Annotated in this window: 11 protein-coding genes; 5 read left to right on the plus strand and 6 right to left on the minus strand. The window is 70.6% G+C overall.

Annotation, left to right across the window (positions count from 1 at the left end):
* Positions 1 to 50: 50 nt before the first annotated feature.
* Complete coding sequence (locus A6P39_RS39970; protein WP_234378663.1) at positions 51 to 2,948, minus strand: helix-turn-helix transcriptional regulator; 2,898 nt, start codon at positions 2,946 to 2,948, stop codon at positions 51 to 53.
* A gap of 462 nt (positions 2,949 to 3,410) precedes the next feature.
* Here A6P39_RS39970 and A6P39_RS39975 point away from each other — a divergent pair, with 462 nt between their 5' ends.
* Positions 3,411 to 4,418 (plus strand): zinc-binding alcohol dehydrogenase family protein, encoded by a 1,008-nt coding sequence (locus A6P39_RS39975; RefSeq protein ID WP_199840640.1) that lies wholly within the window; start codon positions 3,411 to 3,413, stop codon positions 4,416 to 4,418.
* A gap of 61 nt (positions 4,419 to 4,479) precedes the next feature.
* Here A6P39_RS39975 and pstS read toward each other — a convergent pair whose 3' ends face one another.
* Positions 4,480 to 5,619, minus strand: coding sequence for a phosphate ABC transporter substrate-binding protein PstS (gene pstS / locus A6P39_RS39980; RefSeq protein WP_275883951.1), 1,140 nt, complete (start codon positions 5,617 to 5,619; stop codon positions 4,480 to 4,482).
* 593 nt (positions 5,620 to 6,212) lie between these two features.
* Between pstS and A6P39_RS39985 the strand changes: the two genes are divergently transcribed.
* Positions 6,213 to 7,175, plus strand: a complete 963-nt coding sequence (locus A6P39_RS39985) for a hypothetical protein (protein WP_067049141.1) — start codon at positions 6,213 to 6,215, stop codon at positions 7,173 to 7,175.
* A 470-nt stretch (positions 7,176 to 7,645) separates the two neighbouring features.
* Entirely contained in the window at positions 7,646 to 8,164 is a 519-nt protein-coding gene (locus A6P39_RS39990) for a transglycosylase SLT domain-containing protein (RefSeq protein WP_443053053.1), read from the plus strand.
* A 766-nt stretch (positions 8,165 to 8,930) separates the two neighbouring features.
* Here A6P39_RS39990 and A6P39_RS39995 read toward each other — a convergent pair.
* The gene (locus A6P39_RS39995; protein ID WP_067044521.1) at positions 8,931 to 9,467 is read right to left on the minus strand and encodes a hypothetical protein; all 537 of its coding nucleotides are present in this window, start codon (positions 9,465 to 9,467) and stop codon (positions 8,931 to 8,933) included.
* An 887-nt stretch (positions 9,468 to 10,354) separates the two neighbouring features.
* Complete coding sequence (locus A6P39_RS40000; RefSeq protein WP_067044518.1) at positions 10,355 to 10,624, minus strand: DUF3761 domain-containing protein; 270 nt, start codon at positions 10,622 to 10,624, stop codon at positions 10,355 to 10,357.
* Between the two features lie 311 nt (positions 10,625 to 10,935).
* On the opposite strand from A6P39_RS40000, the gene A6P39_RS40005 reads away from it, so the two are divergent.
* Both A6P39_RS40005 and A6P39_RS40010 read left to right on the plus strand, forming a co-directional pair.
* Positions 10,936 to 11,088: a hypothetical protein gene (locus A6P39_RS40005; RefSeq protein ID WP_159396002.1), complete on the plus strand. Its 153-nt coding sequence runs from the start codon at positions 10,936 to 10,938 to the stop codon at positions 11,086 to 11,088.
* 281 nt (positions 11,089 to 11,369) lie between these two features.
* Positions 11,370 to 12,020, plus strand: coding sequence for an NAD(P)-dependent oxidoreductase (locus tag A6P39_RS40010; RefSeq protein ID WP_067044512.1), 651 nt, complete (start codon positions 11,370 to 11,372; stop codon positions 12,018 to 12,020).
* Between the two features lie 225 nt (positions 12,021 to 12,245).
* Here the strand turns inward: A6P39_RS40010 and A6P39_RS40015 are convergent, their stop codons facing one another.
* Together A6P39_RS40015 and A6P39_RS40020 are read right to left on the minus strand one after the other, a co-directional pair.
* A complete protein-coding gene (locus tag A6P39_RS40015) occupies positions 12,246 to 12,401 on the minus strand; it encodes a DUF6131 family protein (protein ID WP_234378837.1) in 156 nt (51 codons plus the stop codon).
* A 174-nt stretch (positions 12,402 to 12,575) separates the two neighbouring features.
* Positions 12,576 to 13,346, minus strand: a complete 771-nt coding sequence (locus A6P39_RS40020) for a class I SAM-dependent methyltransferase (RefSeq protein WP_234378836.1) — start codon at positions 13,344 to 13,346, stop codon at positions 12,576 to 12,578.
* Between the last annotated feature and the right edge of the window lie 126 nt (positions 13,347 to 13,472).

The following is a 13,472-nucleotide window of genomic DNA, read 5'->3' on the forward strand; positions in this document are numbered from 1 at the left end:
CCCCATAAGCGGGGGAACCCTTGCGTTACGTGTTAACGGCGGATGTCACGTCAACGGCGTGTGTCGGGAGTGCGACGGGTCGGCGTATGACTTGACTGACTTACCGTCACGGTCGGTTCCACCCGCTTCATTTGGCCGTCGTCGCCGGAGTCGACACTCGTCCCGGAGGCGATGACGGCGACGGCCATCGCGTGGGCGAGCGCGGTGCGCGAGCGGACCCCGACCTTGCGGTAGACCCGCGACAGCGTTCCTTCCACCGTCTTGATGCTGATGAACAGCTCTGCCGCGACCTCACGATTGGTGGCCCCGCCCCTGACCAGCTCGGCGATCCTGGACTCGGTGGGGGTGAGTTCGGGCCCGCCCGCTCCCGCCTCAACGCTGCGGTCTCCGGCGTCCAGCCGGGACAGTTCGTCCCTGGCCCGTGCCGCCAGCGGAGCGGCGCCGATCCGTGTCGCGGTCTCCAGCGCCTCGCCGAGGACCGTCCGCGCCGCGCTCCTGCGGCGCGAACGGCGCTCGACCGCACCGAGCGCGATCAACGTGCGTACAAGCTCGATGGGCAAGGGGAGTTGGCGCAGCCGGTCCACGGCGTCCCGCAACCGCGCCGCGCCTTCCTTGGCCCGGCCGATGCCCGCTTCCCGCAGCCCCTCCGCCCGCTCCAGAGCGGCCAGCACACTGCCGGGCGTCTCGCCGGTCACACGAGCGTAGGCCTCGCGGACGACGGCCCCGGCCTCGTCCGTCTCGCCCAGGAGGACCAAGGCTTCGGCCAGGTCGCCGTGCCAGTGCAGCATGGGCGGGTCTGCGGCGCACATGGCAGCCCCGAGTTCTCTGACGCGCCGCAAGGTCTCGGCCGCGGAGGCCGCCCCCCGCGAATCGCCCGCGAGCAGTTCGGCCTGCCCGAGCACGGCCAGCGCGCGCAGCAGGAACAGCCGGTCACCGTCCGCTTCCGAGGCGCGTACCGCCCGCTCGGCCAGCTGCCGGGCCTCCTCGGCGGTGCCGCCCGCGGCCGCCGCCAGCGCGGCCGCGTACAGCGCGGGCGCCGCCTCGGCCATGACGCGCGAGCAGCGCGTCGCGGTGTGCAGTGCCTCGCGGCACTGTCCGGCATGCACCTGGATCCGGGTCAGTGACACCAGGGTCGCCATGATCTCCTCGACACCGGCGAACTCCCCGATGGTGGCCAGGAGTTCCACGACCTGCTCCATGGCCTCGGCCACGCTGTCGGAGTCCAGGGCGAGGACGGCCCGCATCCGGATCAGCCGCCAACTCTGCGGACCGCCGTCGGCGCCTCCGGCCAGGGCGAGCGCCTCCTCCAGCGCGGCGTCCGCCGCGACCGGCTCGCCGACCAGGGAACGCACTCGGGCGAGAGTGGCGAGCGCCCCGATCCGGGTCTGCGCGTCGCCCGCCACGGCCGCCTGCCGGGCAGCATGCCGGGCATGCCGGGCGGCCTCCTCCAACTCCCCGCACAACAGGCCGCGTACGGCCGCCCAGTGGTGCAGCCACGCTTGTGCCTCCGGATCACCGTCGGCGTCCCGGAGGCCTTCGTGGATCAGGGCTTGAGCACCCTCCAGCGCCTGCCCGGCGTTGCGCAGCAGGACCAGGCGGGCCCGCACCCGCCGGCGTGCCGAGCCCGATGCGGCAAGGACCGTCTCGGCGGCCTCGCCCGCCTCCTCCAGCCGACCGGCGTCGCACGCGTACTCGGCCGCGGCCAGCAGCCGGTCGGCGCGGTCCGCGGGCCGGTCGCCGGGGGTACGCCGGACGGCGAGCCGCGCCAGCTCGCAAGCGGAGCCGAGCGCGCCGTCGCGGCGCGCGTGCTCCGCCGCGTCCATCAGGGTGCGGGCGGTGTCCTCGTCCTCGTGCGGGCGGGCGTACGCAAGATGGCGGGCTTGCTCGACGGGCTCGGTGATCGCGTGGGCCAGCAGCGCGTGTGCCTGCCGACGGCCGTATTCCGGGGCGTCGGCATAGACGGCGGCCCGGATCAGCGGATGCCGGAAACATATGGTGCCGCCGGAGTCGGTCGTCGCGACGCCGAGTCGTTCGGCCTCGGCCAGGTCCGCGGCGGGGTCGGGGAGCCCGGTGGCGCGCAGCAGGGTGAGGCTGGGGCGGGAGGCGGCGCTGGTGACCAGGAGGGTGCGTCGCACCCTCTCCGGCAGTGCGCGCGCCTGGTCCAGCAGCAGGGTGCGCAGTCTTCGGGGCACGGGCAGCGTGGGCCCGAAGGACACGGGTGCCGGGCCGCGCAGGACCGCTCTCCCCAACTCCAGTGCGTACAAAGGGTTTCCGGCGGCCGTGTCCTGGATCTCCCGCAGCACCCCCGGTGGCAGGTCGCCTCCCACGCCGGCGCGCAAGAGGTGGGCCACCTCGGCGTCGGTCAGCGGCGGCACCGGAATTTCGGTGGTGCCGGGCGGGCAGCAGCGCAGCCGCTCGGGCTGTTCACCGTCCGCCACCCGCTCGGCGGCCACCACCCGGACGTTCAGGCGGCCCAGGCGGCGTACGGCGAAGGCGAGCGCCTCGGCGGTCGGCTCGTCGAGCCACTGCAGGTCGTCGAGGACCAGCACGACGGGACCCGTGGCGGCCAGGGCACGCAGCACGCCGAGGACGGCGACGCGCACCGCGAGCCGCCCGCGGCCGTCCGCCGGTTCCGGGCCGTGCAGCAGGGCTGCCCTCAGTGCCGCCCGGGGCTCGGGCGCGAGGGTCTCCAGGCAGCTCTCCGGCACCGGTGCGAACAGGTCGACGAGCCCGACGAACGGGAGCTGGGCGTCCTCCTGCGCGGGCGAGCAGCGCAGCACAGTGCCGACCGACGGGTCAGGCGCCGCCCTGGATGCCATGAGGGCTGCCACGAGCACCGACTTGCCGATCCCCATGGGACCGTGGAAGAGCACCCCGGGACGGGCCGCCAGCTCGGCCCGAGCGGCGTCGAGCAACTCGCGGCGCCCGGTCAGTGACCGTACTCCCACTGCAGTCGCCCGTCCTTCGCCCCGGGGGTGACACCTGTGGTCTTCGCACATGATCCGTTCCGTGACGGGCTACGCCCGGCGCGGAAGGCGGAACGATCGGTTCGGCGGCTGCAGTTGCTCCCCGGACCTCGGATCATGTGTTCATGACAACCCGCGGTGATTCGGCTTGTCAATGCTTGTCAATGAGTGCATCACTGAGCATGGCGAGGACCACACCGGCGGTCTTGACCTCGATCGGTACCTCTCGCGGCCCGGGGACGGGCACGGGGACTTCTTCCGCGCGGTACTTCCCGGTGGGCACGTGCACACGCCCGGCAAACATGGTGTGCATGACGCGGAACTTCGGCCGCCGGCCCTTCCAGCCCCGCGCGGGTCGGGCGTGCCGGACGGCCGGGCTGCCCGGACACTGGGGGTGGAGGACCGCTGCCTTCGGAAGGGCGGTGTGCCATGACGGCGCCGATGATGCGGGCCTGGTCGGTCGCACGGCCCGGGCCGGTGGAGGGGGACCCGCTGCGGCTGGTGGAGCGTCCGGTGCCGGTGCCCGGCGCGGACGAACTGCTGGTGCGGGTACGGGCCTGTGGGGTGTGCCGGACCGATCTGCATGTCACCGAGGGTGACCTTCCGGTGCGCCGGGCGGGCGTGACGCCCGGGCACGAGGTGGTCGGCGTGGTCGCTCAGGCCGGATCCGCGGCGGGGGAGTTCAGGGTGGGTGACCGGGTGGGGGTGGCCTGGCTGCGCCGGACCGACGGGGTGTGCGCGTACTGCGCCCGGGGTGCCGAGAACTTGTGTCCGCGCTCGCAGTACACCGGCTGGGACGCCGACGGCGGCTACGCCGAGTACACGACCGTGCCGGCCGCCTTCGCCTACCCGCTGCCCGGCGCCCTCGAGGACGTGGCGGCGGCGCCGCTGCTGTGCGCCGGGATCATCGGATTCCGTGCACTGCGCCGGGCCGCGCTGCCGCGGGGCGGGCGGCTGGGCCTGTACGGGTTCGGGGGCAGTGCTCATCTGTGTGCGCAGGTCGCGCTCGCCGAGGGCGCCACCGTTCATGTGGTCACCCGGGAGGCGGCCGCCCGTCGCCTGGCACTCGATCTGGGCGCGGCCTCCGCGGTGGACCTGACCGAGCCGGTGCCGGAACCGCTGGACGCCGCGATCCTGTTCGCCCCGGTCGGCGAGCTGGTCCCCGTCGCGCTGCGCGCCCTGGACCGGGGCGGGGTGCTGGCGCTCGCGGGCATCCACCTGAGCGACGTACCGCCGCTGCACTACGAGACCGACCTGTTCTACGAGAAGGAGCTGCGCAGCGTCACCGCCAACACCCGTGCGGACGGGCGGGAGTTCCTCACGCTCGCGGCCCGCTACGGCGTCCGCGCGACCACGCACCCTTATCCGCTGACCGAGGCACCCCACGCGCTGCGGGATCTGAAGGCGGGTCGCTTCGACGGGGCGGCAGTGCTGGTGACCGACCCGGCCTGACAGCGGGTGAGGGATCGGCCGCACCGTCACGCCGACGACCACGAGCCCGGCGTGTGGGGGGCTAGGACAGTGTGTTGATTCTGCTGCGGACCTTGTCCACGATCGTGGCGGGGAGTGTCGCGTAGCCCTCGAAGCTCAGGTCCTCCTGGCCTCTCGTACCGGAGATGTACGTCAGGAAGGCCTTGGTGGTGGGCCATGTGGCCGGCTTGTTGCCCTTGTCGCAGACGATCTCGTACGTAACCATGTCGATCGGGTAGGCGCCCGGGGTCTCGGTCGCGTAGTCGAGCTTCAGGACGAGGTCGCCGCTGGTGTTCGCCACGGTGGAATCGGCGATCGCTCTGGAGGCCGTGAGGACACTGGCATCGACCGGGGAGGGGGCTCCGGTGGCGATGGAGGCTGTGGCAACGTTCAGGGCGAGGGCATGCGACAGTTCGACGTAGCCGATGGCGCCCGCGGTTTTCTTCACCTGGTCGGCGATGCCCGTGGAACCCTTGGCGGACTGGCCCCCCTTGGCCATCCACACCTTGTTGTGCCCGTGGGGCCAGGCGTTCGGCGCGGCGGCGCTCAGGTAGGCGGTGAAGTTGTCCGTCGTGCCGGAGGAATCGGAACGGTGTGAGGTGCGGATCGGCGTCGACGGCAGCTTGGCGCCCGGGTTGAGCTTCGCGATCGCCGGATCGTTCCACTTCGTGATCTGCGAGTCGAAGACCTTGGCCAGTGTGGGGGCGTCCAGAACCAGTTTGCTGACTCCTGGCAGGTTGAAGCCGATCGCGATCGGACCGCCGACCATCGGCAGGTGGACGGCCCGTCCACCGTCGGAACAGATGCTCTTGGACTGGGTGATCTGGGCGGTGCTCAGTGCGGAGTCGGACCCTGCGAAGGCGGTTCTGCCCTCCAGGAAGTCGGTCTGGCCGGCACCGGAGCCGTTGCCTTCGTAGCTGATCCGGGTCCCGGGACATGCCCGCATGTAGTTCTTGATCCAGAACTTCATGGCGAACTCCTGCGCGGTCGAGCCGGAAGCCGACACAGTCGCCGCCTTGCCGCATGCGATACCAGTGGCGGCGGGCGAGGGCGAGGCAGCCGCGGACGGTGTGCCGGCGGACCGGGAACCGCCGCTTGAGCCGCACGCCGTCAGGAGCAGGGCACCGGAGACAACCGCCGCACCGATCGCCAGGCTGCGCGGGCCGCTCGTTGGCTGAAGCACTCTTCGGCTCTCCTTCTGTGGACCGCCGGGGTCGGCCCACTTCGAGGGTGTGGTGCCGCCTGATCCCTGCGCGTGTACGGGCTGCGAGGCCTGCGAGCAGGCCACAGGAGCGTGGGCAGGGCAGTGGCCGCAACCCGCCTGCTCAAACTATACGTAATCGATCGATTTCGTCAGGTAACGCACGTTGTCGACATCGAACGGCCTGCTCCTCGTGGCGGCCGGCACCGCCGCCTGCTGTGCGGCACTGTGCCCACCGCACTCGGGGCGCGGGGGCACGGTGCTGGTCGCCGCCGGCGAGGCCGTGGCCGGCCGCGGCGATCTTGGCGCCCGTGTCGAAAGCGCTGTTGCGCGGGTGCCGGCCATGTCGGCGTTACTTGTCGCCGAACGCCCTTGGTCACGGTCGCTGCATCACCCAGGGCGTCCTCGACGCTGGCGCGCGCCGGTGGTCGAGGATGCCGCCTTTGGTTGGACAGGGGCGGGAGCCATGTGCGTTTGTGTCGCCATACGGGCAAGTAACCCCAGGTGAGACGTGTAATCCGTAACGATCTTGACTCAGGCCTTGTGTGATTCCTGGGCCCGCTTAATCTCCCGTCATGGCTTTTCTTTCAAGTCGCCGCAGAAGATCCCGCCTTGCCCCGGAACTGGACGACCAGGATCTGGGCAAGCTGATGAAGAACCTGCTGGCGACCACGAGGGCAAGCACGGTCGGGATGACGGACATGTGCGTGGCACAGATCTCCCGTCTGCTGGAGCGTGACCCGGGCGACTGGGACCGTAGGGCGCACCGCATGGGCGTCCTCGCGGAGTTCCTCGCCGGATGGCGCCTGCCGCGCTCCTGGGCCACGCGCGAGCCGCGGAACGCGAACGCACTCGTGTTGTACGCATGGAGCGAGGTGGCCCGCGCCCGCGCCTACTCCCAAGGGAGTCTGGAAGACGCCGCCAGTGTGATCGACAGCTGTCTCCGGGCCGCCGAACTCACCCCGGAGGACCCCACTCCGTGGGTGGTCGTCCTGAAGGCGGCACGCCTGGAACACTGGGAACAGCCACAGGCGTTCGGCGTGTGGAACGAGGTGCTCGCGCGCGACCGCTGGAACCGTGAGGCCTACCTCAACATGCTGAGCTATCTCACCCCGGAGGAGGCCGGGTCGCGCCTCCAGGTTCTGGAGTTTGTGGACGCCGCGTGCGCGCGCATGCCCGCGAACGCGCCCTGCGCGGCGATGGAACTCACCGCCCAGGTCCTGCAGTACCACTCCGTCCTCGGCCGGGGCGGCTTCGAAGCGCTGGTGGCGCGCAACCACTGGTCCCAGGCGACAGCTGCCCAGGCCCTCGACCGCGCGGCTCACACCTGGGTGCAGCCCGGATTCCTCCGCCACGCGCGGGCACTCGCAGACCTCAACATCCTCGCCTACGCGCTGATGGCCGCAGACCGGCGCCACGAAGCCCGTGCGGCATTCGAAGCGCTCGGCGGCACCGTCGCCCCCTGGCCCTGGCAGGCCGGCGGCGACCCGCTGTCCGAGTTCGAGCAGGCGCAGCAGAGAGTTGCCCGCGGCGGGTGATCCGACGAGTTGGCGCAGGGCCCGGTCGTGGGTGATGCCGGCGCGGCCGTGCCGGCCGGTTGTGTGGGGGAGATCGCCGACCCGAAGATCACCACCCCGACGGTTGCCGTCGCCGTCTCGCCGGGGCGTCGTATCCGCCTTGAGAGGGCCTGGGGGAGTGATGCCACCCATAGGACCCAGATCACATCCTATCCGGCCTCGTAGCCCCAGAACGCCCTGAACAGGGAATAAAACCTCCAAAAGCTGCCATACCGGGCATAGCTCCGATCTAGGGTAGTACGTCACATCATTGCGCCCCGCCCCGCCCGCCGCTAACTATTGCTCTCGTCGCCGGGAGCCAGGCGACGGACCGAACGGACACCCGCCGGATCCGCCCACTGGCACCAGCAGAACGAGACCCGCCCCACGCGGCCCTCGACACCACCGGCACCCACGATGTCCCCCACCGAAGGGTTCCCCCACGCATGACCATGACCGCTCGCACCCGCATCGCCCGCCTGCGCACCCTCGCCCTCACCGGCATCACCACCACCGGCGCCGCAGCCGCCGTCCTCACCCTGATGCCGACCACCGCACAGGCCGCCGAAGCGACGCAGATGCACACCTCCCACGCGGTCACGACCACGGGGACGCACAGCCGCACCACCACCCAGCACACGACCGGCAACGCCAACAACCTCGACGGCTGGATCAAGCAGTCCCTGCAGATCATGAAGGCCAAGGGCATCCCCGGCAGCTACGACGGCCTCAAGCGCAACATCATGCGCGAGTCCGGCGGCAACCCCACCGCCCAGAACAACTGGGACGTCAACGCCCAGAAGGGCACCCCCTCCAAGGGCCTGCTCCAGGTCATCGACCCCACCTTCCACGCCTACCACGTCAACGGCACCGCCAGCAGCGTCACCGACCCCGTGGCCAACATCACCGCGGCCGCCAACTACGCCGCCCACCGCTACGGCTCCATCGACAACGTCAACTCCGCCTACTGACCCAGGCACAGACGAACGTCGACACGCCGCCGCACCACAGGCCGACGAGACGCGCGCGGCAACTCCTCTTCGCTGGCCCGCGCGCGGACTGCCGGGTGAACCCCGAGCCAGGGTCAGTGTCCCGACGATCGCCTTGGACGTCCGGGCGGCGAGCACCGTGTTGGCGTCGCACGTCACCATAGGGTCGACGGCCTCGTGGTGGACCGAGTTCATATGTCCCACTCAATTCAGTGGGCCTTTGCCGTCCTGGTCACGGGCGTCGGGCGGCTGATTCTGGGGTTCGGTGAGAACACACCGGTTTCGGTTTCCGGCAGGGGGTAGCCGTGTCGGCGTGGGGTTGTCCGGCCCGCCGCTGTTCCCCGTGGCGGTGGGCCGGGCCTTTGCCCGGAACCCGGTGCGCCCTGTGTGCGGCAGCCGGTGGCCGACCGACCCCGGCGGGGCGGTCGCTCGCTTCCTGACATCCAGGGACGGTCCCCGCAGTGTGCGGCTTGCGCCTTCTTCACCCGTTCGGAGGTGGGGAAACACCGGGAAGGAAGCCGGCGGCGAGGGCGCGGGGACGCACGTCTGCGGGCGGCGTTCGGGCACAAGTTCCCAGGTGGGTCGGCTTGCGAGCGAAAAGACGACCGCCCGGACACCAGGGTGAAGCGCCTGGTGTCCGGGCCTGGAGATGTGTGCACGGCGCGTGGGCTGCCGGACAATGGTCGTAGCTAGGGGCCCCGGCCCGATTCCGGCGGGCCGGGAACCCGTGTCATGCTTCCGCTCGGGACTAGTCCTCGTCCTCGCCGCAGGTCACACGGAAGCTGGCCACGATGCCGTCCTTGACGTGGACGCCGTCCTTGACGTGGAGGTCGTCGACGCCGAAGCTGGAGCTGTGGGGGCCGACGGTGGCGATGGGGGCGCCGTTGTCGCAGACCGCGCCGCGGAAGACCTCGACGCGCTTGTGGCTCTCGTTGCGGACGTTGAGGGTCTTGGCGCCCAGGCCGCTGATCACGGTGATGCAGTCACCCGGGCGAGCGGAGTAGGACCGCTCATTGACCAGGATCCGGCCCTCCTCGTGGCGGCGCTCCTCGTGGCCTCTGCCCTCGTTGCGCCTGCCCTCATTGCCCTTGCCCTCGTTGCCCTTGCCCTGTCCGGAGTTGCCCTGTCCGGAGTCGCTGCCGAGAGGGGCGTAGGCGGGGGCCGGGGCCGCCTGCGGGACCGAGGTGGGGGCGGACGCAGCCGAGGCGTAGGTGATGCCGGTCGCAGCCAGGGCTGCGGCGGCCGAAACAGCGGCGGTAACCATGGTGGAACGGGCGACCTTCATGTCGCTTCTCCTGTCTTATGTCTCCGAGATGCCGGCCCTTCAGCCGACTGCGACCCAACGTACACACGGCAGTCATATCAGTCATATCGGAATACTAGTTCAGAGCGCCGATTGGGGTATATGCAGCGGTATTTGTCACTTGGTCAGGACGTCAAGTGACCAGAAATCCAGGCATATTGAACGACTATTAGCCCGACCGGATGATCTACTGACGCCTGGTCACCCTGTGCCTACGGCGTGTCGCTGTGAATTCCATGAGTTGATCCGTGTTAGCGGATCGGCCGCCGTCGAAGCCCGCTCGTTGCGCAGCCTGGCAGGAGACCGCGGAGCGGCGGCGAGTCGGCGTCCCGGGGAGCCGGTGTCGTCGGCCCGTGAACCGGTGCAGTGATGCGCGTCCTGCCCCGGGACTTCGCCGACCGGCTGGGCGGGATCGCGATCGCTGTGGTTCCGTCAACCTGCCGGTGACAGCGGACTGTTGATCTCAGCACGGTCGTGATGGCGGGTGCGCAGGCGGGCGGCGAGGTCCGGGAGCGGGGCTCAGGCCGAAGCGGGGGCATGGACGGCGGCGCGCGGCAGGGCATGTACGGCTCGCCGAGAGTGCGATCGATGAGGGGCAGATGTTCCTCGGGAGCATCCTCGGCCTCTGGTCCTCGCCGATTCCCGGGGCGGATCTGGCGTACTCCCCCCGCCGTGACCGTCGCTGCCTGCGCCGACGGCAGTGGGCCGCTCTCGCCGCCGCGCCATGGGCGACCAGCCCGTCGGCTCTTCGGGCGCACGCCTTCCCCTGCACGGGTGCCCCGGCGGTAGGTGACGCCCGCTCGGGAGCGGGCGGCGAGTGCCTGCAGGGTGCCTCCCTGTGCGGAGGAGGCACCCTGGGGTGTGGCGGACTACTTGAACCAGTAGCGGACGCCGTGGTGGTGGGAGCAGGTGCCCTGGGAGTGCCGCGAGTAGGACAGGGAAGCGTCCATGCACTTCGCGGTCTCGTACTTGTCCTTGGGCTTTTGGTGGTGCGTCCAGCCGCACAGCCCGGTGGTGTGGTGTATGCAGTGGTGGGCGGTGTTGGTGGACGGCAGGGTGGCCGCAAAAGCGGCCGGTGCGCTGAAGAAGACGCCGGCGAGGGCGACAGCGACGGCCGAGGCGGCAAGACGTGTGCGCAAAGGAACCCCCCTTTGAAGTCGAGCAAGTGCAGCGGGAGTTTAATCGGCTTGAACGACTTAAATCCCCGCTTTGGCCGGAAAGTCGGTCGACAACGGTGCCGTGCGGTGTGCGCCTGCCGGTCGAAGCGTTCACCGCCCGCGCGGGCTGGTGGTTCTTTCGGCCGTGCGCCCAAGCCGGTGCGTCACTGGCGCTACCCGGCAAAGAGGCGCCGCCACCGAGTGGCTGAATCCACAGGCGGGGCGGCGTGGCAGGCCGGGCGGCTGCTGCCGGCTCGGAGCAGGGTGGTCGGTGTCGTCGTCGAGGAGGAATTGTGAAGCGTCGTGCCGTCGCCGTCCTGGCCGTTGTCGTCGCTGCCGTCGCCGGGCTGGTGCTGTCCGCGGTACCGGCTGTTGCTCAGGATGGTCATGGCCACGTCGAGAGCAACGACTGGAACGTCCCACTGACCAACATCGGCCTTCTGTAGTGCCGGCGACTACGGCCGCTTTCCTGTCGGCTGTGCCTCGTCGACGCCACGGCTCAGGGAAACGCCGTCACACCCTCTCACCTTGCCGCGCTGAGCGGCGCAGCCGGCCGCGGTTCTCCCCGCTCCCGTAGACCTCCTGAGCGAGCCGGCCCTTGACGGCGGCACTCAGGTGGATCGTGATGGTGACGCCGCCGTCTTCTTGCGTCTGTGGCAAGTTGTCCGGATACGCTCCGGTCTGGCCTGGGAATCGATCAGCGGAACTCGGGAGTCGGGAGAGCGTCATGTCGAAGATCGCCCTGTTCGGAGCCACCGGCACCATCGGAAGCCGCATCCTGGACGAGGCGCTGAACCGTGGTCATCAGGTCACCGCCGTCGTGCGGGACCCGGCGAAGCTGGCCGCTACCCGGCCGGGCCTTGCGGTGATGACCGGCGACGTCCTGGACCCCGCGTCCGTCGCCGATGCGGCCCAGGGACAGGACGTGGTGCTCAGTGCGGTCGGCGGGGGCGACGGACCCGGCCACGTCGCCACGATCAGGCCCGCCGCCGAGTCTCTGGTCGCGGGACTGCGCGCACTGGGGGACCGGGCGCCGCGGCTGATCACGGTCGGCGGCGCGGGCTCCCTGCGCACGGCGGACGGCAGGCAGGTCTGGGACGCCGAGGGCCTGCCCGAGGCCCTGCTGCAGATCATGCACGCCCACGGCGACGCCCTGGACTTCTACCGCACCGTTTCCGACGTGAGGTGGACGAACTGCAGCCCGGCCGCGACGATCGCGCCCGGCGAGCGCACCGGAACCTACCGCAACGCCATCGACGACTTGATCGTCGATGCCGACGGTCAGAGCCGCATTTCCGCCGAGGACTACGCCGTAGCTCTGCTCGACGAGATCGAAAAGCCTCAGCACGTCGGCGAGCGCTTCACCGTCGGCTACTGAAGACATCGCCCCATCGGTGCGGTCCGGGACCTGAGGGGACGTCCGGGCCGCCCACCGTGATGGCTGTGCTTCGCACGCCCGACATGTCGTGGACGGCGAAGGCGCCGCGAAGAAGGGGGCGTAGCCGACGAGGAAGATGAGGTAGGGAACGTCGGTACCTCCCGCACCGAACGCGGGAGGTACCCGAGTGCTGCTGTTGCACCGACGACAGACCAACCTCCACGCCTACCAGTAGTGCCGTCGGCCGGCGAGTGCGTGACCCATCGACCCGAGGATCCACAGGGCCGCGCCCACGACGAGGAGGATTATGCCGATGGTCCAGAGGATGGATATCCCCGTGACGAAACCGACGATGAGCAAGATGACGCCGAGAACGATCATGACAGGCCTCCTGAAGATGAATCGCTCCTGCCATCGAGTGCCCCCGAACTGGAACTTCATACGCCACCCTGAAATGTGCAACCTGGAGTGACCGCGAGGCTCCGGATGGTTGCGGATCCTAGGCGTTCTCCTGCGCGGGCACGCACCGCTCGGCGGCGGGTACGGGCAACCCGGTCACGACGGTGTCGCCGGTCTGCGGCCCCAGGCGGTCAGCATGCCGGGGGACAGCCCGGCGAACTCCGGCGCCTCAAGACACCGCTTCGCCTCATCGATCCCGGCGTCGTCCACCAGGCCGGTGCCCACCATGGCGGGGCGCGCCCGGTCCCACGTCCCGGCCCAGAACCGGCTGATGGGGCTGCCCGGCATCAGCGGAGGCACATGGATCTCGGCGGCCACCGCCTCCAGCCCCGCAGCGGCCATCAGCCGGGGACAACTCGGCACCCACGAGATGTCGGTGCCGATCGTTTCCCGCAGACCGCGCCACATCGCCCGCATCGCCGTCGTGTACGGCGTGCGGGGTGCGTGCTCGGTCGTCAGGTCCACCGCGTCGCTGAGCACGAGGACGCCGCCGGGTGCGAGCAGCGTGGCGAGCCGCTCGACCATCCGGGCGGGGGCCGGCAGATGCATCAGCACGAACCGGGCGTGGACGAGGTCGAAGAGACCGGGGGAGAAGCCGGGGGAGGCCGCGTCGGCCTCGAGCACGGTCAGCCCGGCGACGGGCTCGGCGGTGAGGAACCGGATGTCCCGGTCCACCGCGACTACCTCGGCCACGCCCGCCTCGCGCAGCAACAGCCGGGCCACTGTTCCGGTGCCCGCGCCCACGTCCAGACAGCGCATTCCCGGGCCGGCGCCGAGCTGCCGCAGGCGCGCGAACGTCGTGGCGTCGTAGGCGAGTGCCCCGAGGTCGATCCGCTCCGCCTCCCCCTCGTCCTGGGGGCGGAACACACGTTCCCCGTAGAGTCCCGGCCCTGCCGGACCTCGCGGGATCCGGCCGCCGTCTTCCCGTGCCACTCCTCCATCGTGGTGGCCGGGCGCGCACCGCACATCTGGAGACCGCGGTGCGGACACAGG

The sequence above is a fragment of the Streptomyces sp. FXJ1.172 genome, from assembly GCF_001636945.3.
Lineage (GTDB): Bacteria > Actinomycetota > Actinomycetes > Streptomycetales > Streptomycetaceae > Streptomyces.

Excerpts from the sequence above, each read along its gene's own strand:
- A6P39_RS39985 (WP_067049141.1), top strand. The coding sequence starts at position 6,213 with ATGGCTTTTCTTTCAAGTCGCCGCAGAAGATCCCGCCTTGCCCCGGAA.
- A6P39_RS39975 (WP_199840640.1), top strand. The coding sequence starts at position 3,411 with ATGCGGGCCTGGTCGGTCGCACGGCCCGGGCCGGTGGAGGGGGACCCG.
- A6P39_RS40015 (WP_234378837.1), bottom strand. The coding sequence starts at position 12,401 with ATGATCGTTCTCGGCGTCATCTTGCTCATCGTCGGTTTCGTCACGGGG.
- A6P39_RS39990 (WP_443053053.1), top strand. The coding sequence starts at position 7,646 with ATGACCGCTCGCACCCGCATCGCCCGCCTGCGCACCCTCGCCCTCACC.
- A6P39_RS40010 (WP_067044512.1), top strand. The coding sequence starts at position 11,370 with ATGTCGAAGATCGCCCTGTTCGGAGCCACCGGCACCATCGGAAGCCGC.
- A6P39_RS39995 (WP_067044521.1), bottom strand. The coding sequence starts at position 9,467 with ATGAAGGTCGCCCGTTCCACCATGGTTACCGCCGCTGTTTCGGCCGCC.